Annotated in this window: 26 protein-coding genes, 1 tRNA gene and 1 pseudogene; 17 read left to right on the plus strand and 11 right to left on the minus strand. The window is 68.6% G+C overall.

What is annotated here, in order from left to right:
• Nucleotides 1-184 precede the first annotated feature (184 nt).
• The 3 genes from OIE67_RS53380 to OIE67_RS53390 form a co-directional block, all read right to left on the minus strand.
• Nucleotides 185-544, minus strand: a complete 360-nt coding sequence (locus OIE67_RS53380) for an FmdB family zinc ribbon protein (protein WP_326634841.1) — start codon at nt 542-544, stop codon at nt 185-187.
• A gap of 69 nt (nt 545-613) precedes the next feature.
• Nucleotides 614-2,116, minus strand: a complete 1,503-nt coding sequence (locus OIE67_RS53385; RefSeq protein ID WP_326634842.1) for a potassium/proton antiporter — start codon at nt 2,114-2,116, stop codon at nt 614-616.
• Between the two features lie 24 nt (nt 2,117-2,140).
• Complete coding sequence (locus OIE67_RS53390) at nt 2,141-2,701, minus strand: 5-formyltetrahydrofolate cyclo-ligase (protein ID WP_326645777.1); 561 nt, start codon at nt 2,699-2,701, stop codon at nt 2,141-2,143.
• Nucleotides 2,702-2,734: 33 nt separating this feature from the next.
• Here OIE67_RS53390 and galU point away from each other — a divergent pair, with 33 nt between their 5' ends.
• The 7 genes from galU to OIE67_RS53425 all read left to right on the plus strand — a co-directional run bounded on the left by galU (nt 2,735) and on the right by OIE67_RS53425 (nt 7,363).
• Nucleotides 2,735-3,637 (plus strand): UTP--glucose-1-phosphate uridylyltransferase GalU, encoded by a 903-nt coding sequence (gene galU / locus OIE67_RS53395; protein ID WP_106240242.1) that lies wholly within the window; start codon nt 2,735-2,737, stop codon nt 3,635-3,637.
• Nucleotides 3,624-4,811 (plus strand): molybdotransferase-like divisome protein Glp, encoded by a 1,188-nt coding sequence (gene glp, locus OIE67_RS53400; RefSeq protein WP_326634843.1) that lies wholly within the window; start codon nt 3,624-3,626, stop codon nt 4,809-4,811. Before galU ends, glp begins: the two co-directional genes overlap by 14 nt.
• Nucleotides 4,812-4,832: 21 nt before the next feature.
• Complete coding sequence (moaC, locus tag OIE67_RS53405; protein WP_106240248.1) at nt 4,833-5,309, plus strand: cyclic pyranopterin monophosphate synthase MoaC; 477 nt, start codon at nt 4,833-4,835, stop codon at nt 5,307-5,309.
• Nucleotides 5,309-5,785: a MogA/MoaB family molybdenum cofactor biosynthesis protein gene (locus OIE67_RS53410; RefSeq protein WP_106240986.1), complete on the plus strand. Its 477-nt coding sequence runs from the start codon at nt 5,309-5,311 to the stop codon at nt 5,783-5,785. Before moaC ends, OIE67_RS53410 begins: the two co-directional genes overlap by 1 nt.
• A gap of 95 nt (nt 5,786-5,880) precedes the next feature.
• Complete coding sequence (locus tag OIE67_RS53415) at nt 5,881-6,534, plus strand: GNAT family N-acetyltransferase (protein WP_326645779.1); 654 nt, start codon at nt 5,881-5,883, stop codon at nt 6,532-6,534.
• 124 nt (nt 6,535-6,658) lie between these two features.
• A complete protein-coding gene (sepX, locus tag OIE67_RS53420; RefSeq protein ID WP_435876124.1) occupies nt 6,659-7,240 on the plus strand; it encodes a divisome protein SepX/GlpR in 582 nt (193 codons plus the stop codon).
• A gap of 49 nt (nt 7,241-7,289) precedes the next feature.
• Nucleotides 7,290-7,363 (plus strand) — tRNA-Ala (locus OIE67_RS53425).
• Nucleotides 7,364-7,610: 247 nt separating this feature from the next.
• On the opposite strand, the gene OIE67_RS53430 is transcribed toward OIE67_RS53425, so the two are convergent.
• The 3 genes from OIE67_RS53430 to OIE67_RS53440 form a co-directional block, all read right to left on the minus strand.
• Nucleotides 7,611-9,239, minus strand: a complete 1,629-nt coding sequence (locus OIE67_RS53430) for a hypothetical protein (RefSeq protein WP_326634845.1) — start codon at nt 9,237-9,239, stop codon at nt 7,611-7,613.
• A 122-nt stretch (nt 9,240-9,361) separates the two neighbouring features.
• Nucleotides 9,362-9,922 (minus strand): hypothetical protein, encoded by a 561-nt coding sequence (locus OIE67_RS53435; protein ID WP_326634846.1) that lies wholly within the window; start codon nt 9,920-9,922, stop codon nt 9,362-9,364.
• A gap of 417 nt (nt 9,923-10,339) precedes the next feature.
• Nucleotides 10,340-10,990, minus strand: a complete 651-nt coding sequence (locus OIE67_RS53440; RefSeq protein WP_326634847.1) for a DUF998 domain-containing protein — start codon at nt 10,988-10,990, stop codon at nt 10,340-10,342.
• A 71-nt stretch (nt 10,991-11,061) separates the two neighbouring features.
• Between OIE67_RS53440 and OIE67_RS53445 the strand changes: the two genes are divergently transcribed.
• Genes OIE67_RS53445 through OIE67_RS53450 form a run of 3 tightly spaced genes read left to right on the plus strand, consistent with a single transcriptional unit; the run spans nt 11,062 to nt 11,702 of the window.
• The gene (locus tag OIE67_RS53445) at nt 11,062-11,265 is read left to right on the plus strand and encodes a helix-turn-helix domain-containing protein (protein ID WP_326634848.1); all 204 of its coding nucleotides are present in this window, start codon (nt 11,062-11,064) and stop codon (nt 11,263-11,265) included.
• A 45-nt stretch (nt 11,266-11,310) separates the two neighbouring features.
• Nucleotides 11,311-11,487 carry a Clp protease N-terminal domain-containing protein gene (locus tag OIE67_RS55715; protein WP_364673465.1) on the plus strand — a complete coding sequence of 59 codons (177 nt, stop codon included), beginning with the start codon at nt 11,311-11,313 and terminating at the stop codon, nt 11,485-11,487.
• Nucleotides 11,488-11,534: 47 nt separating this feature from the next.
• Complete coding sequence (locus tag OIE67_RS53450) at nt 11,535-11,702, plus strand: hypothetical protein (protein WP_326634849.1); 168 nt, start codon at nt 11,535-11,537, stop codon at nt 11,700-11,702.
• Between the two features lie 538 nt (nt 11,703-12,240).
• Here OIE67_RS53450 and OIE67_RS53455 read toward each other — a convergent pair.
• Complete coding sequence (locus tag OIE67_RS53455; RefSeq protein WP_326634850.1) at nt 12,241-12,402, minus strand: hypothetical protein; 162 nt, start codon at nt 12,400-12,402, stop codon at nt 12,241-12,243.
• 488 nt (nt 12,403-12,890) lie between these two features.
• On the opposite strand from OIE67_RS53455, the gene OIE67_RS53460 reads away from it, so the two are divergent.
• Nucleotides 12,891-13,094 carry a hypothetical protein gene (locus OIE67_RS53460; RefSeq protein WP_326634851.1) on the plus strand — a complete coding sequence of 68 codons (204 nt, stop codon included), beginning with the start codon at nt 12,891-12,893 and terminating at the stop codon, nt 13,092-13,094.
• Nucleotides 13,095-13,344: 250 nt separating this feature from the next.
• On the opposite strand, the gene OIE67_RS53465 is transcribed toward OIE67_RS53460, so the two are convergent.
• Nucleotides 13,345-13,833 carry a hypothetical protein gene (locus OIE67_RS53465; protein ID WP_326634852.1) on the minus strand — a complete coding sequence of 163 codons (489 nt, stop codon included), beginning with the start codon at nt 13,831-13,833 and terminating at the stop codon, nt 13,345-13,347.
• 318 nt (nt 13,834-14,151) lie between these two features.
• Between OIE67_RS53465 and OIE67_RS53470 the strand changes: the two genes are divergently transcribed.
• The 3 genes from OIE67_RS53470 (at nt 14,152) to OIE67_RS53480 (ending at nt 17,210) form a co-directional block, all read left to right on the plus strand.
• Complete coding sequence (locus tag OIE67_RS53470) at nt 14,152-14,703, plus strand: RNA polymerase sigma factor (RefSeq protein ID WP_326634853.1); 552 nt, start codon at nt 14,152-14,154, stop codon at nt 14,701-14,703.
• Nucleotides 14,700-15,290 carry a hypothetical protein gene (locus tag OIE67_RS53475; protein ID WP_326634854.1) on the plus strand — a complete coding sequence of 197 codons (591 nt, stop codon included), beginning with the start codon at nt 14,700-14,702 and terminating at the stop codon, nt 15,288-15,290. The genes OIE67_RS53470 and OIE67_RS53475 overlap by 4 nt, the downstream gene beginning before the upstream one ends.
• A 744-nt stretch (nt 15,291-16,034) precedes the next feature.
• Nucleotides 16,035-17,210, plus strand: coding sequence for an MFS transporter (locus OIE67_RS53480; RefSeq protein ID WP_326634855.1), 1,176 nt, complete (start codon nt 16,035-16,037; stop codon nt 17,208-17,210).
• Between the two features lie 403 nt (nt 17,211-17,613).
• Here OIE67_RS53480 and OIE67_RS53485 read toward each other — a convergent pair whose 3' ends face one another.
• Nucleotides 17,614-17,946: an ArsR/SmtB family transcription factor gene (locus OIE67_RS53485; RefSeq protein ID WP_326634856.1), complete on the minus strand. Its 333-nt coding sequence runs from the start codon at nt 17,944-17,946 to the stop codon at nt 17,614-17,616.
• Between OIE67_RS53485 and OIE67_RS53490 the strand changes: the two are divergent.
• A pseudogene (locus tag OIE67_RS53490) lies at nt 17,926-18,129 on the plus strand (hypothetical protein); the annotation flags it as partial. The gene OIE67_RS53485 and the pseudogene OIE67_RS53490 overlap by 21 nt on opposite strands.
• A gap of 116 nt (nt 18,130-18,245) precedes the next feature.
• Here the strand turns inward: OIE67_RS53490 and OIE67_RS53495 are convergent.
• Together OIE67_RS53495 and OIE67_RS53500 are read right to left on the minus strand one after the other, a co-directional pair.
• Complete coding sequence (locus tag OIE67_RS53495; RefSeq protein WP_326645834.1) at nt 18,246-18,812, minus strand: hypothetical protein; 567 nt, start codon at nt 18,810-18,812, stop codon at nt 18,246-18,248.
• Nucleotides 18,813-19,017: 205 nt separating this feature from the next.
• Complete coding sequence (locus tag OIE67_RS53500; protein WP_326634857.1) at nt 19,018-19,587, minus strand: TetR family transcriptional regulator; 570 nt, start codon at nt 19,585-19,587, stop codon at nt 19,018-19,020.
• 54 nt (nt 19,588-19,641) lie between these two features.
• Between OIE67_RS53500 and OIE67_RS53505 the strand changes: the two genes are divergently transcribed.
• Together OIE67_RS53505 and OIE67_RS53510 are read left to right on the plus strand one after the other, a co-directional pair.
• Entirely contained in the window at nt 19,642-20,052 is a 411-nt protein-coding gene (locus OIE67_RS53505; RefSeq protein ID WP_326634858.1) for a nuclear transport factor 2 family protein, read from the plus strand.
• 101 nt (nt 20,053-20,153) lie between these two features.
• Nucleotides 20,154-21,035, plus strand: coding sequence for a sigma-70 family RNA polymerase sigma factor (locus OIE67_RS53510; RefSeq protein WP_326634859.1), 882 nt, complete (start codon nt 20,154-20,156; stop codon nt 21,033-21,035).
• Nucleotides 21,036-21,177: the final 142 nt, after the last annotated feature.

Genomic DNA, 21,177 nt, shown 5'->3' on the forward strand with positions numbered 1-21,177 from the left:
ATAAGCCGACAGCAACCGGCATGTCGGCATTTGTCCGTCCACCGCAGCCGGTCTCCGCGCCACACTCAGGTAAGCGACCGCTGGGATGGGCGGACGGCTCAGGTAAGCGACCGCTCGGATGGGCGGACGGCTCAGGTAAGCCGACCGTCCGAGCGCCCGGGGCGGGCCCCGGGCTCTGAGAAGGTCAGCTGGAGGTCGTCGTGGAGGCGGCGGCCGGTGCGGGGGCGGTCGACGGCGTCGAGGAACTCGACTCCGACGACGACTTGCTCTCGCCGGACTTCTCGCCGGACTTCTCGCCGGACTTCTCGCCGGACTTCGCGCCGGAAGAACCGGAAGAGGACGCGGCCGCGGACGACGAGCCCGACGACGAGCGGTTGTCGGTCCGGTAGAAGCCGGAGCCCTTGAACACGATGCCGACGGCCGAGAACACCTTGCGCAGGTTGCCCTGGCAGCTCGGGCACACCGTCAACGCATCGTCGGTGAACTTCTGAACGACCTCGAGCTGCTCACCGCAGTCGTTGCAGGCGTACTGATAGGTCGGCACGCGCTCCTCCTTACAAGCTTTGGCACTCGAGCGAGGCGACTGCTAATGCTAACCGATGGGGTCAAACAGCTATTCCAACCCCCGCTCGCCGTACCAGCCTGCCAGCTTCCCGCCCCGGCTCACGGCGCGCAGCCGGCGCTCCGCCTCGTCTCGGCAGGCGGCGGTGGTGACGACCAGCAGCTGGTCGTCCACGCGCAGCCTGGTCGTGGCGGTGGGGACGAAGGATTTGCCGTCGCGTACGACGAGCGTCACCGCGGCCCCCGAGGGCAGGCGGAGCTCGAAGACCTCGACCCCGTGCAGGCGCGATCCCGGTGGCACCTTGACCTGCAGCAGGTCGGCGTTGAGCTCCTCCAGGGGAGCGGACTCGACCGAGAGATCGTGGGCCTCGCCGGGAGCGGCCACCCCGAGCAGCCGCGCGGCGTACGGCAGCGTCGGCCCCTGGAGCAGGGTGAACACGATGACGATCACGAAGACCTCGTTGAAGAGACCTTTGGACCCGAGGACGCCGCCCGCCCACGGGATGGTCGCCAGGACGATCGGGACCGCGCCGCGCAGCCCGGCCCACGACAGGAACGCCTGGTCGCGCCAGCTCACCCAGCCCAGCCGCAGCGCCCATGACAGACCGGAGCTGACCAGCACCGACAGCGGGCGGGCCAGGAGCACCAGGATGGTGCCGGTGATCAGGCCGGGAATGATCGCCGAGGCCATCTCGCCGACGTCGGCCAGCATGCCGAGCATGACGAACATGCCGATCTGCGCCAGCCAGGCCGCGCCCTCCGCGAAACCCCTGGTGGCCGCCCGGTGCGGCAGGCGCGAGTTGCCCAGGATGAGCGCCGTCAGGTAGACGGCCAGGAAGCCGGAGCCGTGCAGCAGCACCGCGCCGCCGTACGAGACGAAGGTGAGCGCCAGCACGGCGATGGGATAGAGGCCGGAGGCGGGCAGGGCGACGCGGCGCAGGGCGTAGGCGCCCGCGGGGCCGACGGCGAGCCCCACCACGGCACCGATGAGCAGCTCGATCCCGGTCTCCAGCAGGAACGTTCCCAGGGTGGCCGAGGAGTGGGACGCCCCGCTGAGCAGCACCACGGCGATGACCGTGGGCGCGTCGTTGAGCCCGGACTCCGCCTCCAGCACCCCCGCCAGGCGGGGCGGCAGCGGCAGCCTGCGCAGCACGGAGAAGACGGCGGCGGCGTCGGTGGAGGCCAGGACGGCGCCGAGGATCAGCGCCGTCCTGGCCTCCATGCCGAGGAAGCCCTGGACGATCAGTGCCACCACGCCGATGCTGACGGCCACGCCCACAGTCGCCAGGACGAGGGCGAGGGGGACGGAACGGCGTACGTGGGACCAGTTCGTCGTCAGGCCGCCCTCGGCCAGGATCACCGCCAGCGCCGACATGCCGATCTGCTGCGCCAGCTGGGGGCTCTCGAAGGGGACGCCGAACCCCGAGGGCCCCAGGATCAGCCCGAAGCCGAGGAACACCAGGAGGCTGGGCAGCCCGGAGCGATGGGCGATGCGGACGGAGGCGATCGCGGCGATGACGATCGCGGCGCCCAGGAGGAGCCAGACGTCGAGCATCACTGGCCCCTCTCGTACCGGCGGTCACATAAGACTAGTGAGTCCTGAAGGTGTCATCGCGTATCGAACCTGCCGGTCATGGGGCTCGGACGGGACGTCGTCGATCAGCTCGCCGTCGTGCAGGAGGGCCACGGTGGGGACGTTCGGACCGACCCTGGCCAGCGCCCGGTCGTAGGAGCCGCCGCCGCGTCCGAGGCGTACGCCCGTGCGCCGGTCGACCGCCAGCGCGGGCACGATCACGAGGGCGGCCGTGCGTACGGCGTCGACGCCCCGGCGCGTGTCGACCGGCTCCATGATCCCGTGGCGGCCGGGGGCGAGGGTGTCGGGCCCGTCGTACACCGCCCAATCCAGGTCGTTGTCCTTCTGGAGCACGGGCAGGATGACGGTGGCCCCATGTTTCCAGAGAGCGAACACGAGCCCGTGCGTCTCCGGCTCCGACCCCGCTGACCAGTAGCAGGCCACCAGACCGGCCATCTGGACCCACGGCTGTTCGAGCAGCGTTTCGCGGACCTTGATGGCGTTTGCCCGTAGTTGTTCGGGGGAGAGTGAGCCGCGCGTCGCGTTCAGCTCGCGGCGCAGGTTCATCTTGTCCACAGGTCCCTCCACTAGGGTCTACTCATGGCTGACTTCGACCCTGTGACGAAAGCCGTCGTGCCCGCCGCGGGTCTGGGCACCCGGTTCCTTCCGGCGACGAAGGCGACACCCAAGGAGATGTTGCCCATCGTCGACAAGCCCGCGATCCAGTATGTCGTCGAAGAGGCGGCCTCCGCCGGTCTCCTCGACGTCCTCATGGTCACCGGCAAGAACAAGCGCTCGATCGAGGACCACTTCGACCGGGCGTTCGAGCTGGAGGAAGCCCTTGAGGCCAAGGGCGACGAGCAGCGGCTGTCCCAGGTCCGCGAGCCGGCCTCGCTGGCGACTCTGCACTACGTACGCCAGGGCGAGCCCAAGGGGCTCGGGCACGCGGTGCTCTGCGCCAAGCAGCACGTGGGCGAGCACCCCTTCGCCTGCCTGCTCGGCGACGACCTGATCGACCACCGCGACCACCTGCTGCGGCGCATGATCGAGGTGCGCGACACGTTCGGGGGGAGCGTGATCGCGCTGATGGAGGTGCCTAAAGAGCAGGTCTCGCTCTACGGTGTCGCCACCATCGAGGCCACCGCGGAAGAGGACGTCGTACGCGTGACGGACCTCGTCGAGAAGCCGCCGGCCGACGAGGCGCCGTCCAACTGGGCCATCATCGGGCGTTATGTGATCGATCCGGCGGTCTTCGAGGTGCTGGAGCAGACGCCGCCCGGGCGGGGCGGCGAGATCCAGCTCACCGACGCGCTGCGCACGCTCGCCTCGCGCGGCCGCGACGAGGGCGGGCCCGTGCACGGGGTGCTGTTCAGGGGGCGGCGCTACGACACGGGCGACAAACTCGACTATCTGCGCACTGTGGTGAAGTTCGCGGCGGACCGGGACGACCTGGCGCCGGATTTCGTGCCGTGGCTGCGGGAGTTCCTCGATGAAATCAGTTGACGCGCATCTGGCCGAGATCCTGGCCACTGTACGTCCGCTGGCCCCCCTGGAGCTGGAGCTGGAGCAGACGCTCGGCACGACGCTGGCTGAGGACGTGACCTCGCCGGTTCCGTTGCCGCCGTTCGACAACTCGGCCATGGACGGGTACGCGGTCAGGGCCGAGGACCTGGCGGAGCTTCCGGTCACGCTGCCGGTGATCGACGACGTGGCGGCCGGCTCCGTCGAGCTGCGCGCCGTGGGGCCCGGCCATACCGTACGCATCATGACCGGCGCTCCCATGCCGGCCGGGGCCGACGCCGTGGTGCCGGTCGAGTGGACGGACGGGGGCACGGTCTCCGTACGCATCGACCGCCGCGCCGAGGTGGGCAACGCGGTCCGGCGGGCCGGGGAGGACGTACAGGCCGGAGAGGTCGTGCTCAAGGCGGGCACCGTGATCGGGCCCGCGCAGCTCGGGATCATCGCCGGGGTGGGGCGGCGGCGCGTGCTGGCGCGGCCGCGTCCCCGCGTCGTGGTCGTCTCCACCGGCGCCGAGCTCGTCGAGCCGGGCGGCACGCTCGCGCCCGGCCAGATCTGGGAGTCCAACAGCTACACTCTGGCGGCGGCGGTACGCGAGGCGGGGGCCGAGGGGTTCCGCGCCGGATCCGTCGGCGACGATCCCGCGGTGCTGCTCGACCGGCTGGACACGCATCTCGTCCGGGCCGATGCGATCATCACCACCGGCGGGGTGTCGATGGGGGCGTACGAGCCGGTCAAGGAGGCGCTGTCGCCGCTCGGCACCGTCCGGTTCGAGAAGGTGGCGATGCAGCCGGGGATGCCGCAGGGCTTCGGCGTGCTGGGCGAGGACGAGGTGCCGATCTTCGCGCTGCCCGGCAATCCGGTCTCGTCGTTCGTGTCGTTCATGCTGTTCGTACGTCCTGCGCTCGACCGGATGCGCGGGCTGCCCGGCGGCCTGCCGGAGACGGTCACCGCGACGGTCACCGGGCCGCTGCGGTCGCCGCCTGGCCGGCGCTCCTACCTGCGCGGCGTGCTGGCTCCGGACGGCACGGTGACGCCGGTGCACGGGCAGGGCTCCCATCAGCTCGCCGCTCTGGCCCTGGCCAACGCGCTGATCGTGGTGCCGGAGGATGTGACCGAGGTGGAGAGCGGGTCCGCCATGGAGGTGGTCCGGCTGTGAGCCGACTGGAGGGTGCCGCCCGTGGGTGAACTGACCCATATCGACGAGACCGGCGCCGCGCGCATGGTGGACGTGTCGGCCAAGGACGTCTCGGCCCGCACCGCCACCGCCACCGGCCGGGTGCTGCTGTCGGCCGAGGTGGTCGCGCTGCTGCGTTCGGGCGAGGTGCCGAAGGGCGACGCGCTGGGGGTGGCGCGGATCGCGGGGATCATGGGGGCGAAACGTACGCCCGATCTGATCCCGCTCTGTCATCCGATCGCCCTGCACGGAGTGAAGGTCACGCTCGACGTCGAGGACTGGGGCGTGGCGATCACGTGCCGGGTGAAGACGGCCGACCGGACCGGGGTGGAGATGGAGGCGCTGACGGCCGTCTCGGTGGCGGCGCTGGCGCTCATCGACATGGTCAAGGCGGTCGATCCGGGCGCGGTGATCACCGATGTGCGGGTGGAGGAGAAGCTGGGCGGCAAGACCGGCCGGTGGACGCGGGAGCAGGGCTGATGCGCGCGCTGGTGATCACGGTGTCGAACCGGGCTTCTGCCGGGATTTATGCCGATAAATCCGGGCCATTGCTGGCCGATCTGCTGCGGCAGGAGGCCGGATGCGAGGTCGAAGGGCCCGTGGTGGTGCCCGACGGCGAGGCGGTCGAGCGGGCGCTCCGGGAGGGGGTGGCGGGCGGGTACGAGGTCATCGTCACCACCGGGGGCACCGGGCTGACGCCGCTGGATCTGACGCCGGAGATGACGTCCAGGGTGATTTCTCGGGAAATTCCTGGCATCGCGGAGGCAATTCGGCTGGCGAATCGGGAGAAGGTGCCTACGTCCGTATTGTCGCGAGGGCTGGCCGGGCAGGCGGGTGACACCCTGATCGTGAATCTGCCCGGATCGTCCGGCGGTGTACGGGATGGCGTCGCCGTACTCGCTCCCATCCTGCGGCACGCGGTCGACCAGATCCGGGGCGGCGATCACCCGCGCTGAGAGCGGCCGGTGATCGCGCCGGGGATCGGCGTCCTGAGGGGCAATCGCAGCTCCGGTCACTGATCCGTGGCGCCATCGTGCCCGATCGGGGGATGATGAGGGGTGTGGATCGACTTCGTGGCTGGCCGGCGACCCTGAACGAAGGCCCCGTGGGCCTGCGGCCGCTGCGGCTGGGCGACGTACGCGTGTGGCGCGAGACCAGGCTGCGCAACGCCGACTGGCTGCGGCCCTGGGAGCCGAGCAACCCCGAGACGCCGCTGTTCCGGACCGGGCTCGGCCCGTACGTCTCCATGGTGGGCACCCTGCGCCGCGAGGCCAGGCAGGGGCTGGCGCTGCCGTGGGTGATGACGTACAACGGCCGCTTCGCGGGTCAGCTGACCGTGGGCGCCATCGTATGGGGATCTGCCCGTTCTGCCCAGGTCGGATACTGGATCGACGGCGCCGTGGCGGGCAACGGGGTCACCCCGACCGCGCTCGCGATGGCCGTTGACCACTGCTTCTTCACCACCGGATTGCATCGGCTGGAGGCGAACATCCGCCCCGAGAATCAAGCCAGCCGTAGAGTGGTTGAGAAGCTCGGTTTCAGGGAAGAAGGCATTCGGCGTCGCCAACTCCACATCGACGGAGCCTGGCGCGACCACATCTGTTACGCGTTGACCGTCGAGGACGTACCTGGCGGGCTGCTCGTGCAGTGGCGTCGCGCGCGTGAGTCAGCGGCTCACGGGGGGTCCTCCGTCGAAGAGGTTTGACGATCTCGCGACACACCGCACCGAATGCTCGTCAATTAGTGACACGCGGTCTTACGGTGCGTGACGTGAGCACATTCAAGGCGCGACGAGCACATCCGCGTCTTTGTGCTGCCCGGAGGTGGCCGTGAGTCCTGTCCTCCTCTACATGGCCATCGTCGTTATGTGGCTCTGTGTCCTGATTCCCATGTGGCTGCGTCGGGACAAGACGAACCTCGCCGAACTGGCCGAGCTCGAAGAGTATTACACCGGCGAGCACCAACTGCCCGATCTCGACAATCTCGCCCCCGATTCCGAGGACTACGACGGGGCGACGCCCGCCGAGATCGAGAAGGTCGACGTCCGCCAGTTCCGGTTCCGGCGCCGCGCCATCATCGTCGCCCGCCGGCGCCGCCTGCTCTTCTTCACCGCCCTGCTCGTCCTGGCCTCCGTGGTGACCGCCTCGGTCGAGATGATGCCGTGGTGGGGCGTCGCGCCCTCGATCGTCGTCATGCTGACGTACATGGCGTTCCTGCGCATCGCCGTACAGGTCGACAGAGAACGCCGCGAACGCGCCCGCCAGGCGCGCGCTGAGCGCCTGCGACGGCAGCGCGAGCAGCAGCGGGCCGCCGTCGAGGCGGAGGCCGAGGTGATCGATCTAACGGCGCTGAACGGGGACGTCCTGTTCGATCAGTACGCCGAACCGCCTCGGCGCGCGGTGGGGGACTGAAACGGTGGCGCGAGGACCCTCTGGAGTTTGCTAATCTGGTCGAGTCCTTGGGGATGTAGCGCAGTCCGGTAGCGCACTTCGTTCGCATCGAAGGGGTCAGGGGTTCGAATCCCCTCATCTCCACCCAGGGCCGTTCTTGAAACGGCCGGACTGAAGTCGACGGGATCCCGTCCGATCATTGTGATCGGGCGGGATCTTGTCGTTTCAGGGGTTTCCGAATCGGGTTCGTCCCGGTTTGGGAGCAGCGGAGCGGGTGTTTGGAAAGGCCCGGGTGGTGTCAGGCCGCTGGTGGTGGGGCGAGATCCGACCGTTGGGCATGGCGAAGCCGACGGTGAGCGGGACGCTGCGACAGGGTGGCGGCTTTTGCGGCTTATGGGGCGGGTGGCGGCCTGCTCTGGCCTGCGGGTGGTGTGCCCTCGAAGGACCCGGCTGGAGTCCGCGGAGTGTCGGCGCGTGTGACGGGCTCGTCTTGGGGCTCGTGGATGTGGCGCCACTGGTCGAGGAAGTGGTCGTTGGCGACGGTGACGAGCAGCGCGACCAGGATGGTCTGGGCGACGCGGCCGTGGGCGAGCCGGTTCTTGGGATCGCCGAGGTCGAGGTCGTGTCCTTTGATCCTGCCGTTGATGCCTTCGGTGTTGGCGCGGACGGACTTGTAGGTCCCGATCCAGACGGGACTCAGGTAGGCCACGTCCTGGCGGAACTTGTCGATGTGGCCGAGGTCGTCCTTGTTCAGGGTGATGGTGTGCTGGTGGCAGATCTTCGGCAGTTCGCCGGCCTTGTGGTCGGGGTTCGGAGGCAAGACGCGGGGCTTGGCCGCAGGGTGGGCGGCTCGCTGCCGGGCATCGGTCAGGTCGACCGCGGCGGGCCGGCTGGGCCCACGCTGGTGGAGGCGGTCGAAGCGGGGGCAGGCGACCGACGGGGAGGTGCCTGCTGCCGGGCACTGCAAGCGGATGGCGCCGTCTGCGTTCACGCTCTGTTTGAGACGCAGCAAGTACGGCTCTCGCGCGCTGATGAGCGCGGTGAGTTCTTCCGATGGGGTGCGGATGGCGGCGTCGTCCAGACCGGTGGTGGCCTGCGCGAGTCGGCCGGGTATCAGCGGGCAGGCTAGGTGGCCGTCGATGAGCAGCGCGCCATGGGCGCTGCCCTGCACTCCCCGCTGGTCCACTTTGTAGTCGAGGGCGAGTTTGTAGCCGAGGTCGCGTGCGGGTCGGGCGAAATGGGCGCTCTGCTGGTCGGTGTAGGCGCGGTCGACGACGGCGAAGGCGGTGGGGAAGCCGAGCGCGGCCAGGGGTTTGAGGGTGGTGATGGCGTTGGCGCCGATGCGTTTGTGCGGGGTGTCGAGGACCAGGCCGAGCGCCAGCTGCGGGAAAGAGCCAGGAGTCGAGCGGGTGCGGGCGGCGACGGTGAGGGTGGCGCTGTAGCCGTAGGCGGGTGGGCCGTTGCCGGCCGAGTGGTGCCAGCCTGCGGTGATCTCGGTGGAGGCGATGAGTTCGCCGGTGGAGCGGCGGGCGTGGGGCGGGCGGGCGAAGACCGGGGTGGCGGTGGTGTCGATGCCGACGTCGCCGCGGAAGTGGCGGAGGTAGCCCCGGCCTTTGGCCCAGCGCACTGGGGTGAGCGCGAGCGCGGTGACGATGTCTTGCAGCAGTTCCCGCTTGCGCTTGTGTGCTGGGTCGTCATCCTCCCAGGCGGTGGCCAGCGCGTCGGCCTGATGCTGGGGCAGGCGGGCGCGCCGATCGTGGCGGGCTGGATCCAGCAGGGTGGTCAGCCGGTCGAAGGCCCGGTAGAAGCGGCGGGAGGAGGCGAGCACCCGGTGGATGTCTTCGGGGTTGATGTCGGGCAGGCCGAGCCGGTGGCGTGCGGCGGCGGTCAGACAGAACGCGGCGATCCGCCAGGCCTCGACGAACCTGCCTTCGCCCTGGTGAGGGCATCGCCGATCCTTCCCGCCCGGTCCCTGCCGGTAGCAGGGCGGGCGAAATCCAGGCTCGACGCCCCTCCCCAAGACATCCCATCCGGGTTACTCTCGGGAGTGTGCGAGCCACTGTCAGTTAGAACCTGGAGGGTGCTCACGCAACCTCGGGTGCCGCCGAGGGCCTAATCTCGGCGGCACCCCGCTTCGGTCGCTCACGGAGCTATCGGTTCACTTCCCTCCCAGGCTGGGGCGTTGCCGTTCACGCCCGAGGCGATCGCGTAGGTGCCGCCCTCACAGCGGGTCAGCCATCCATCGGCGGCCAGCCGCAGCAACCGCGACCGCATCGACTCCACCTTCCCCCGGTCGTCCGGCTGCCCCAGCGCCACCACCACATCCCGGACCCGCATCGGCCGCTGCGCCGTGGCCAGCAACGCCACCGTCTGCCGGCGAACCCCGCGCAACTCCGGCAGCGCCGCAGTCCCGCCTGAAGGCCCGGCTGGGCCGTCCGGCTCATGCCCCTTGCCTGCCTCGATTGGTTCCTCGGCGCCTGACTCGCCCGACCCCGCCACCTGCTCGTTCTGGGCCGACAATGCCAGCAGCGTCTCGCGGGTGATGGACAGGCGCCGGAGCTGTTCCTCCGCCGCGGCCAGTTGCTCACGCAGCTCAGCCGCTTTCTCGGTGACAGCCGCCTCGGCCTGGGCCAAACGTTCCAACAGTGGCGTCACGTCGCCCTCCACGAAAGAGCGCAGACGCGCCCATCCGATCCGCTTCACGCCATGTGGTCCAACAACTCCACACTGTAAGCGGGGAAGTTCTGGCAGTCACTACCACAATCAAGATCAACACCTGCATATGGCGCTGCGCCTTCACGAGCCGGAAGGGAGGGCGGACAGCCAGTCTCCATGCGCCCGCCGTAGGGATGGCGGATCCTGTCTTTCTGGAGGTCGGTGACGAGAAGCCGGCCAGGACATCACCGGCCACAACCCTCAGCAAGGTCCAACGTCTCCCGGATGCCGCCGCGGGCGCGTCGCCGAAGGTGGGCGAAGAGCGGGAAGTGCCGATGGCGGGGCATCTGGGGCGGTCGCACATAACGGCTTCCCGCCGGTTCCTCAACCCCGATGCTGGTCGGCATCCTCTCCGGTTCGTCCAGCCCGGTGTCCGATACGCGATCGGCTAACGGATGCGGGCGCTCACCTTGATCGCTCACTGTTGCCATACATGTCATGGGCGAGCAGGGTCAGCCATGACCAGGCTGCAGCGATCATGATTCGCTGGAACAGGCCGCCGAAGGCCACGAGGTTCGGCGATTGGGCGAAGGCCGCGTTTGAGAGTCCGAGGGCGACGAGGACGACGATGGCGGTCACGGTCGAGTACAGCGCCCAGCCCTGCCGGTCGTCGGCGGCGAACCGGCGGGCGAACACGATGCAGGCCCCCAGGAATGCGACGAAGGCGACCAGTGACACAGCGTCGTGCAGGGCCGCCTGGGTGCTGCCGTAGGCAGGCAGCAGATCCGGGCTGCCAGCCGGGTATCCGCTCACCGGGTCCGTGGTGAACAGGCCGGCGCCGGCGAGGCCGAGCGCCCACACGCCCACGAGCAGTGGGCCCCATAGCCTGCCGGGCCCTGGGCGCAGATTCCGTCGGAGCCCGACGGTGAAGACGGTGGTCAACGCGCCGGCGACGAGGAATGTGGCGCTCTGCACCCAGCCATGGTCGCCGAGGGCGAGGGAACTGACCGGATGGCGCAGCGGATCGTAGCCGTTCCGAACGGCGCCCTGAATGAGGAAGCTGAGTACGAACAGCGGACCGGCGGCGATGCCGCAGATGAACGTGGCCTTGGACATTGAGCCCTCCTCAAGTATTGGAATGTCAGTTTGGATTGACAAGCATCGCTTGTCAATCCAAACTGACAGGCATGGAGGAGCCCGAATTGGTCGCCCGGCTGCGGTCGCACGACCCGGCGGTGGGGCTGCGCGCCGTCGGTGCCCTGCACCGGCTCGCGGAGCAGGTCGAGGCCGCCGCAGTAGCCCGCGCTCGAGCCGAAGGCTGGTCCTGGGAGCAGATCGGCGACGCGCTCGGCGTCTCGCGCCAGTCCGCCCACGCCAAGCACGGGAAGTGAGTTGCGACGTTCGAACGGTTCACGGCTGGTGCCCAAGCCGCGGTCGTGGCGCACGCACCCGCGGAGGCGCGGCGGCGCGGCGACCGGCGCGTTGGCACAGAACATCTACTCCGCGGCGTGCTCCATGAAGCAGAGGCGGCACAGGCACTCGGGGCGGACGTCGAATCGGCGCGGTCCGCGCTCGCTGTCTTGGATGATGCCGCCCTTGCCGCATCGGCGTAGTCGCGCGTGGCGTCGAGCGGGCCATGATTTCGGCACCGTCGAAACGGATGCCCTTCACCTCCGGTGCGAAGGCCGCGCTGTCCCGGGCTATCGTCGTGGCTAAGCGCGGCCCCGCGCGCCGGGTCACCGCGGTCCACCTACTGGTCGGGCTTCTGGACGGTGACCGCACCGATCCCGCATCTGACGTGCTGACCGAGCTCGGCGTGACCGGGTGACTGCCCGCGCCCGTCTTGCGCCGTAGCCGATGGCGCGACGAAGTGAGTGCCGTGGGCGTGGACGTTCTCGTGGTGAGCGGGCCATGTGTGCGCCAGGACTTCGACGTCAACGAGCCAGCCGCCGCAGCACCCACCGCCAGGTCACTGCAGATCAAGGAACCCTTACGCCGCTGCCCTGTACTCCAGGATTCTGGGCATCCGTTCGGAGCTGGAAAACGATCATCTTCATGCCAGGAAACGATCTCCTTGCCCCCTCCTCCGCCCCAGGCCAGATCCACTCGTGAACACCCCACCAGGGGCCGTTCTTGAAGCGGCTGGACTGAAGTTGAGGGGATCCCGTCTGATCGTCGTGATCGGGCGGGATCTTGTCGTTTCAGGGGTTTCGAATCGGGTTCGTCCTGGTTTGGGAACCGAGGAGCAGGTGTCCGAGAAGGTCCGGGTGGTGTCAGGCCGCTGGTGGAGGACCGAGATTCGGCCGTTGGGCATGGCGAAGCCGATGGTGGGCTGGGCGCTGCGGTGGGGTGGCGGCTTTTGCGGCCTATGGGGTGGGTGGTGGCCTGCTCTGGCCTGTGGGGGGCGTGTCGTCGAAGGGCTCGACTGGAGTCTGCGGGGTGTCGGCGGGTGTGATCGGCTCGTCTGGAGGCTGGTGGGTGTGGCGCCACTGGTCGAGGAAGTGGTTGTTGGCGACCGTGATGAGCAATGCGACGAGGATGGTCTGGGCGACGCGTCCGTGGGCGAGCCGGCTCTTGGGGTCGCCGAGGGTCGAGGTTGTGTCCCTTGAGTCTGCCGTTGACGCCTTGGTGTTGGCGCGGACAGATTTGTAGGTCCCGATCCAGGCGGAACTCAAGTAGGTCAGATCCTGGCGGAATTTGTCGAGGTGGCCGAGGTCGCCGGCGTTCAGGGTGATGGTCTGCTGGTGGCAGATCTTCGGCAGTTCGCCGGTCTTGCGGTCGGGGGTTGGGGGGCAGGACGCGGGGTTTGGCCGCGGGGTGGGCGGCTCGTTGTCGGGTGTCGGTCAGGTCGACCGCGGCGGGCCGGAACGGCCCGCGTCGGTGGAGGCGGTCGATGCGGGGGCAGGTGAGGGACGGGGCGGTGCCTGCTGCCGGGCACTGGAGACGAATGTTGCCGCCTGCGTTCACGCTATGTTTGAGACGCAGCAAGTACGGCTCTCGCGCGGCGATCAACGCGGTGAGTTCTTCCGACGGTGTGCGGATGGCGGCGTCGTCCAGGCTGGTGGTGGCGCGGGCCGAGGTCAGTGGGGTGAACCGGCAGACCGTCAACGACGTGGTCGCCGGACGCTGCTGGCCGGACGTGGCCACCATCGCCCAGCTCGAGGCCGGTCTGGCCATCCGCTTGTGGCCGGGCACGCCCGGTGAGTTGGGAGGAAGTTGATTCGCGGTGTACCCGCTTCCGTCCTGGTGAGGGCATCGTCGATCCTTCCTGCCAGGCCCTGCCGGTGGCAGAGCAGGCGAACTCCAGGCTCGACGCCTCCCCAAGACACCGCATCCGGGTTACTCTCGGGAATGCGTGAGCCACTTTGGGTAGTTAGCTCGGGTCGCTCGTGCAACCTCGGGTGCCGCCGAGCTGAACCCTCGGCGGCACCCTGCTCGTCCACGGCATGGCCGTGATCAGGAACGGATGGTCAATCGGCCTCCCCGCTCGGCACGTAGCCGTTGATCCCGGCGGCGATCGCATAGAGGCCGTCCGCCTCCCGGCGTAGCCATCCATCAGTCACCAGCCGCTGCAGCCGTGAACGCATGCCCTCCACCTGGGAGCGCGTGTCCGGCTTGCCGATGGCCTGCACGATCTCCCGTGTCCGCATCGGCTTATCGGCCGTGGCCAGCAACGCCACCACCTGCTGCCGGAACCCCCGCAGCGGCGGTAGCGGTGACGGCTCCTTTGTGGGGGCGAGGTGAGCAGCCTGCGACGATTCCGCCTCGGCGCCCGCGTCGTCTTCAGGCATGTCGGCGTCGCTGGGGTGATCGCCAGCGAACTCTGTCAGCGTCTCGCGCGTGATGGCCAGGCGCTGCAGTCGTTCCTCGACCGCGGCCAGTTGTGCCCGCAAGTCCTCGGCCTGCCGTAGCGCAGTCGTCTCGGCCTGGGCCACGCGTTCCCACAGTGACGTCACCATCGCCTCCCAAACGAGAAGCCGCCGTATCCGCCTGCCGCATTCACACCATGCAGCAACAACTCCAAACTGTAAACAGCAAAGCACTGACAGTCACTACGAGGCTTAAAGATCTTTCAGGCCATGCGTTGTCAACGGTGGAACAGTCGAAAGGCGGGAGTTGATCCCGGCCAAGAGCGTGTTCGCGTTCCGGCGCGCAGCGCTGCCCCCAGCCAGTACCAGCCACCGCTCGTGCGACTCACGGGTCGATAACGTCGGCTTGTAAGCCTTTGATCGCTTCATACCAAGTATGGGTGTAGATCGACGAAGGGAGCATGGCCGGTGCGTCGTAAACAGGCGGAGTTCGCCACAGACTCCGTGGCGTTCGAAGCCTTCTACCGGCGCCACGTCGAGGGAGTCACGCGATTCCTGGCCCGCCGGGTCGATGACCCTCATGCAGTCGCGGACCTGGTTGCGGATGTGTTCCTTGCGGTGATGGAGTCCGCTCACACCTACCGGCCGGGACGGGGCAGCGAGGTCGCGTGGCTGTATGGCGTAGCACGCAACACGCTCTCGGCCGAGCGGCGCCGGGCGTTGCGGGAGTCCCAGCTGACCGACCGCGTAAGCAGGCGGCGGCCACTGGACGGCGACGACATCGCCCGGCTGGAGGAGCGGATCGACGCGGAACAGCCCGCTCGGCGGGCTTTCCAGGCCATGGCCGACTTGCCTGAGGGGGAACGTGCCGTACTGGAGCTGGTCGTCCTCGACCAGCTGACAGTTACCGAAGCCGCGAGCTCCCTCGGCATCCGGTCGGGGACCGCCATGGTCCGGCTGCACCGTGCGCGCCGAACGCTCAAGGAAGTGCCCTTCGTCATGGAAGGAAACGGCACATGAGTTTCGAGGAGCAGCTGCTGATGGATCTGAAAGTCGAATTCGCCGCGCGGGACGAACGCCGTCGTCGTACTGTTCGCCGTATTTCCGTGGGAGCGGCGGTGGCCGGCCTCGCCGCCGCGGCGGCCATCGCCGTACCGCTGATGACCGGCACGGAGAGCTCGGCGTACGCGGTGAGCAAGAAGGCGGACGGCACGGTGGGGGTCGAGATCCGTGAGTTCAAGGACGCCGACCGGCTGGAGCGGGACCTGCAGGCGGCGGGCGTCAGAGCGGACATCACGTACCTCGAGTCCGGCAAGCAGTGCGAGAAGAACAGAGGAGCGAGCGTCCTGACCCCGGACGGGCTCGTCACCATGCGGGAGGGCGGGCTGGATATCAAGCCTCGGCTTATAGGCAAGGACAAGACATTGGTGTTGGAGTTCGCCGGCAAACAGGACGATGAGAAGGAGTCCCCTGTAACCGGAAAGGTGTTCTGGAAGCTCGCCACGCTCCTGGTCCCCGGCGATGTCGGCCCGTGCGTCGTCATCGACGACCCACAGTGGGACGATGACGGCAGCGACACATCAGGACGGCCGCCTGCGAGGAGCTAGCCCTCCGATACGGCGACGCCCGCGTTACCGTCCAGTCCGGCATCACGACCCAGGGCGCGGGCTTGCCCAGAGGCAGCGACAGTGGCCCGGTCTGCGAGCGGGCCGCGCGCGGGTACGAGGATCGTCCCCGGCCGTGGTCGCGGCCAGGCGAGGCGGGTGCCCCTCCTCTGCCACACGCGTGAAGTCTTCCCTGGGGAAAGCAGTGCGACCGAAGATCGCTAAGGGCTGGGTGGACATTCACCGTATGAGCCGTCCGGGAAGCGATCATCGTCGTGATGGGAAGCGATCTTGACGAGCCTGTCTTATCGCAGGCCAGTCACACTCGTGAACACCCCACCAGGGGCCGTTCTTGAAACGGCCGGACTGAAGTTGACGGGATCCCGTCTGGTCATCGTGATCGGGCGGGATCTTGTCGTTTCAGACGTTTCCGAATGCAAGATCCCTTACTGAACCAACTCGTGTATCAGGGCAGTCTTCCTGTCGCCGCGCTGGTTGCCGGCGAGATCACGGCGCTCGACATGGACCCAAAGCCGAGCCGTGTCCGGCGCCGGGGCGATGTCAATGATGGGGTTCAGCCGGACTGCCCCCGGACAGCCGTCGGGATCCATGCCGGTGACGAGCCACCGCTGACGGTGCACTGAGGCATGGCGACGGCTGCGTCCGAAACGTGCCAGTGTCCGCTACTTCATCACTGCTTGGCTGGGTGCCTGCACGCCACGCAGAACACCTGCCTGAACGGGGATCATGTCTACCACCACGCTCGCCCGGCCCCGCTCGCCCCTCATCAGCTGGCTCGCGGTCACTTCGCTCATGCTGGGCATCTTCGCCATCGTCACCAGCGAAATCCTGCCCATCGGCCTGCTGACCGCCATCGGCACCGACTTCGGCATCTCCGACGGCACCACAGGGCTGACCATGACGCTGCCCGGCATCGTCGCCGCAGTCGCCGCACCCGCCGTCACACTGACCACTGCGCACCTGGACCGCCGCGTGATGCTGTGCGTCCTCATGGCAGTGCTGGCCGTGGCCGACGTGCTGGCCGCAGTGGCGACGTCCTACTGGGTCATGCTGATCTCCAGGGTGCTGGTCGGTCTCACCATCGGCGGCTTCTGGTCGATCGGGGCCGGGCTGGCCGGCCGTCTGATGCCGCCGCACGCCGTCGGCACCGCCACCGCTGTGATCTTCTCCGCCGTGCCGCTGGGCTCCGTGCTCGGTGTACCCGCCGGCACCTTCATCGGCAACCTCGCCACCTGGAGGACCGCCTTCCTGGTCCTGGCCGTGCTGGCCATCCTGGTCCTGGCCGCCCTGCTGATACTGCTGCCGCCACTGCCCGCCCACCAGGTCACCAGCCCTCGCGTCCTCCTCGACCTGCTGCGCACCCGGGGTGCCGCCATCGCCCTGCTGTCCACTTTTCTCATCGTCTTGGCCCACTTCGGCACCTACACCTACGTCACGCCCTTCCTTCAGGACGTCACCCGCCTGCCTCCAGCTGCCGTCAGCGCCGTTCTGCTGGCGTACGGAATCGCCGGAATCGCCGGCAACTTCCTGGCAGGCAAGGTCGCCGCCACACGCCTGCGAGCCGCTTTCGTGACCTGCGGCTGCCTGCTCGCAGCCACCACCCTGCTGCTGCCCTCGGTCGGCGGCACAATCGTCGGCGCCGTGGTGCTGCTCATGGTCTGGGGCCTGGCTTACGGAGGCGTGCCGGTCTGCTCGCAGGCATCGTTCGTCACCGCCGCCCGTCGCACGCCCGAAGCCGCCACGGTCGTCTTCACCTCCTCCTTCCAGGCGACCTTCGCCCTCGGCGCTCTTCTCGGCGGCCGCATCGTCGATGGCTTCTCGGTCTCCACCGTGATGATCTGCGGCGGGCTGACCGCTCTGCTCATGGCGGTATCCCTGTGGTCACTCACCAAATCCCGCTGAGCCGGCGCCTTGCATCCCCGCAGCCTCGTGGAGCGGCTTCTGCGGCGCTGGCCAGAAAGAGTGAGGCGGAGGAGGATGTGCCGTGGGCGGCATCTCCGCTGATCATGGGGCGGCAGGGCCCTTCGTCTACGTCGCGATGGCGTGGAGCCGCGCGGAGGAGACCTCGGCGTACGCGGTCCATGTTGCGGCCCAACTCGGCCTGCGCTACTTCGATCCTCAAGAGAATCGGCTTCGGACCTCGAAGCCGGGAAGCGGGCTTTCCCGTCGTTCGGCTCGGGACTTGGGATACGGCTCGATGGAAGTTTCCTGCCTTGGGATTCGGGTTCGGGCAGGTCGTCGGCCAGTCGCAGCCCCGCTGGGCCGGTCGGGTCGGTTACGAAGCCGCGCAGCTGTGCGAGTCCGGTCAGGTCTCGATGTGTTCGGGGGCGGTGTCGAGTACGGCGTCCAGCAGGCCGGGGAAGCACGTGTCCAGGTCGTCGCGGCGCAGGCTCAGGATGCGCTGGGAGCCGCGCACCCTGACCTGGATCACCCCGGCCTCGCGCAGCACCCGCTGGTGGTGGGAGAAGGTGGAGCGGCTGATCGTCAGGCCGGCCGTCTGCTGGAGCTGGGTGCAGGGCGATTCCCCTACCTGGTCCAGGGCGCGTACGGCCAGCAGTTTCGCCGGGTCGGCCAGGGCTGCCAGGACCTTCGGCAGTCGCAGGTCGGCAGCGGCTGGATGGGTCTCCTCGATCACCACGGTGCTCCTGCGAAATGTCGCTTTGCCACTACGTCGTGGCAGCGCCGACGGTCCGCCGCCCAGGCCATGACCAAATGGCTGGCTCTGCCTCGGATCGGCACGCCGGAAGAGGTCTCCGCTCTGGTCGCTCACCTCGTCGGACCGGAGGGCGCCTTCATCACCGGCGCCACCCTCGCCATCGATGGCGGCTTCACGTGTCAGTCGGTGCGGAACGTACCGTGTGCCTGCTCTGGGTTTTCCGGATGGATGACCTCGCCCCTCTCGATCCTGGTACGGAGCGCGGTGGCGACCGCAGCGTGTCAGCAATTGAGCGCGGTGGTGGACTGGGGCCGGCCCGAGGCGGGGTCCAAGGCTATGGGGAACGTTCGTCCGTCGGTCACCCGGATCTCCACGGAGCTCGGCCCCGTCCACTTGACCGAGTCGAAGGCGTCGTCGGGGTCGTCGTCGTTGATGCAGCCGAGATCCCACTCCTTGCTGAGCAACCCGTCGTCTCTGCGGAGGCTGAGCCGCATCACCGAGTCCGGCCCGAAACCCGTCGACGACTGCTGGAGCCGGATCCGGTACGGGGCGGGCCCGTCGACGTAGCCGGCCTCCTCGGTGGCGGTGAACGAAAGGGCGACCAATGCCACGAACAGCGCACCGCTCGCGCCCAGCCCGGCAAGGACGGCGATCAGGACGCGTAGCCATCTCCACCGCAGCCCGAGGGCGGCGCATGCCATCAGGAGACAGGCCAGCGCACCGAACGCGAACGGATGGTTCAGATGCTCCCTCAAGAGCACCAGGTCAGAGTCGTGGAAGTACGGCAGGACTGCGAGGCCACCCGCGCAGAGTGAGGCGGCCACCAGGACGAGTGAGCGTGGAGGCATGGCGGATCCCATCGGTGAGGTACCACCGAGATCATGACAGGACCGTGGTGCCGTAACCCCCAAGTGTGACGCGACCAGGATGGTCTGGGCGGCGCGTCCGTGGGCGAGTCGGTTCTTGGGATGGCGGGCGCTGGTGGTGTGCGGGTTGGGCCGACGCCCTCCGCGTCCTCGCGGAGCGTGCGCGCGCGGACGGTGAGCGCGCCGATCAAGGGGTGGTGTGCTCGCCCGCCAGGCTTTCGAAGCAGGGACGCAGGAGCTCGATGATGTCGTCGGCGGAGGCGTCGGCGAGGGCGCTCAGCTTGAGAAGGTGACGGTCGATGACCACGCCGGTGATGATGGCCGTGACCAGGCCCGCCCGCAGGTCCGCGTCCTGGTGCGGGATGGACTCGCCGACCCGGGACAGCCAGGCCCGCCCGCTGTCGCGGTAGTCGTCGCCGGCGCCGGCGTGGGTGAGCACGGAACGCAACAGTGCCAGCGACGCCGCCGGTTCGTCGTCGAGGCGGCTGCGCAGCATCGCGAGCAGCGCTTCGGCGGGCTCGCCGGGCGGCAGTTCGTGGGTTTCGACCGGGACGGCCCGCGCGAAGAGCTGTTCCTTGCTGCCGAAGTAGTGCATCACCAGGCCGGCGTTGACCCCGGCCGCGGCGGCGACGGCGCGAATGGTGGTGTGGTCGTAACCCAGTTCGGCGAAGGACTGCCGGGCCGCGGCGAGGATGCGTTGCTGGGTGTCGATGCGCTGCTGAGCGCGCGTACGGCTGGGTTGGGACGGCTCACTCACCGACTCATTGTACGGGCGTTGAATCGACCGCGAGTTTCGTTGTACGTTGGTTCAATGAACATGCGTACAACGAAAGTGGTGACGGACATCCTCCAGGCGGGCAGGACGGGAGACCATGAACACTTCCTCGGCCTCATGGCTCCCGACGCCGTGATCGAGTGGCCGTACCGGCTGGAAGGCAGGCCGGCCACGCTGAGCGGCCGGGCGGAGATCGCCGCGTTCCTCTCCGCGCGGGGTTCGCTGATCAGCTTCGAGGAGTATGCCGACCTGGTGCTGCACGAGACGGTTGATCCTGAGGTGGTCATCGTCGAATACACCGCGAACGGCACGGTCACCGGCACGGGAGCGCCGTTCACTCAACGGGTCATCGCCGTGATCCGGGTCCGCGACGGGCAGGTCGTGTTCTACCGGGACTACATCAACCCGCTCCCGCTCATGAAGGCACTGGAGGCCCATGACGTGTGAGCGTCGCGGCGGGCTCGTGCGGACGTCATAGATCCCTCTATGGGGCGATATGTCGGAAAGTATTCTTCCCCTTCGACGCTGGTTGACGGGGAGAACGTGACATGGACGAACAGCAGTGGCTGGCGGATCGGTTCGCCGAGCATCGCTCGCACCTGCGCGCGGTGGCCTTTCGGATGCTCGGTTCGCTGAGTGAGGCCGACGACGCGCTGCAGGATGCCTGGCTGCGGGCCAGCCGCGCCGATGTCGGCCAGGTGGACAACCTGATCGGATGGCTGACCACGATCGTGGCCCGGGTGTGCCTGAACATGCTGCGCTCGCGCGGTCAGCGCCGCGACGAACCGCTGGACATCCAGACGGCCGATCCGCTGCTCGGTCCCGCGTCGGCGGGTGATCCAGAACACGAGGTGGTGATGGCCGACTCGGTGGGGGTGGCGCTGCTGGTGGTGTTGGACACCCTGAGCCCGGCCGAGCGGCTCGCCTTCGTGTTGCACGATCTGTTCGCCGTACCGTTCGAGGAGATCGCCCCCATGCTGGAACGATCACCGGAGGCGACCCGGCAACTGGCCAGCCGTGCGCGCCGCCGGGTCAGGGGCGCCGCACCTGCTCCGCATGCCGATCTGACTCGTCGGCGGAAGATCGTCGAGGCGTTCCTGTCGGCCACGCGCGGCCAGGATTTCCGGGCGCTGATCACGCTGCTCCACCCCGAGGTCACGCTCCGCGCCGACAGGGCCGTCATGCTGACCGCCGAACCCGTGATGGTGGCCGGAGCCGAGCCCGTCGCCAAGGGCGCGATGGCCGCCATGCGGCGGGCCCGGTTCACCGGACCCGCCCTCCTGGACGGCGCCGTCGGCCTGGTGATGGCTCCGTACGGCCGCCTGCGGGTGGCACTCGCCTTCACGATCGCCGACGACCTCATCACCGCCATCGACGTCATCGCCGAACCCGATCGTCTTGATCGCCTCCAGCTGGCGGTCCTCGACTGACGGTGATGGGCGCCTGCCCACCAGGGGTTCGCCCCGTCGACTGACAGAGGCGGACAGGCGGGTCGTCGCGATCCAGCTGCCCGTCGGCTTGCTTATGACGCACGTCACAGCCGTCGTCGGTCACATCGCCGTACGGCGGCGG

This window comes from Nonomuraea fuscirosea (assembly GCF_035917475.1).
Classification (GTDB): Bacteria; Actinomycetota; Actinomycetes; order Streptosporangiales; family Streptosporangiaceae; genus Nonomuraea; species Nonomuraea fuscirosea.

Coding starts and splice junctions, on each gene's coding strand:
- OIE67_RS53445 (WP_326634848.1), top strand. CDS start 11,062: ATGGAGGAGCCCGAATTGGTCGCCCGGCTGCGGTCGCACGACCCGGCG.
- OIE67_RS53440 (WP_326634847.1), bottom strand. CDS start 10,990: ATGTCCAAGGCCACGTTCATCTGCGGCATCGCCGCCGGTCCGCTGTTC.
- OIE67_RS53415 (WP_326645779.1), top strand. CDS start 5,881: ATGAGGGGTGTGGATCGACTTCGTGGCTGGCCGGCGACCCTGAACGAA.
- glp (WP_326634843.1), top strand. CDS start 3,624: ATGAAATCAGTTGACGCGCATCTGGCCGAGATCCTGGCCACTGTACGT.
- OIE67_RS53495 (WP_326645834.1), bottom strand. CDS start 18,812: ATGCCTCCACGCTCACTCGTCCTGGTGGCCGCCTCACTCTGCGCGGGT.
- OIE67_RS53465 (WP_326634852.1), bottom strand. CDS start 13,833: ATGGTGACGTCACTGTGGGAACGCGTGGCCCAGGCCGAGACGACTGCG.
- OIE67_RS53385 (WP_326634842.1), bottom strand. CDS start 2,116: ATGCTCGACGTCTGGCTCCTCCTGGGCGCCGCGATCGTCATCGCCGCG.
- OIE67_RS53505 (WP_326634858.1), top strand. CDS start 19,642: ATGAACATGCGTACAACGAAAGTGGTGACGGACATCCTCCAGGCGGGC.
- OIE67_RS53510 (WP_326634859.1), top strand. CDS start 20,154: ATGGACGAACAGCAGTGGCTGGCGGATCGGTTCGCCGAGCATCGCTCG.
- OIE67_RS53475 (WP_326634854.1), top strand. CDS start 14,700: ATGAGTTTCGAGGAGCAGCTGCTGATGGATCTGAAAGTCGAATTCGCC.
- OIE67_RS53390 (WP_326645777.1), bottom strand. CDS start 2,701: ATGAACCTGCGCCGCGAGCTGAACGCGACGCGCGGCTCACTCTCCCCC.
- OIE67_RS53410 (WP_106240986.1), top strand. CDS start 5,309: ATGCGCGCGCTGGTGATCACGGTGTCGAACCGGGCTTCTGCCGGGATT.
- OIE67_RS53450 (WP_326634849.1), top strand. CDS start 11,535: ATGCCCTTCACCTCCGGTGCGAAGGCCGCGCTGTCCCGGGCTATCGTC.
- galU (WP_106240242.1), top strand. CDS start 2,735: ATGGCTGACTTCGACCCTGTGACGAAAGCCGTCGTGCCCGCCGCGGGT.
- OIE67_RS53480 (WP_326634855.1), top strand. CDS start 16,035: ATGTCTACCACCACGCTCGCCCGGCCCCGCTCGCCCCTCATCAGCTGG.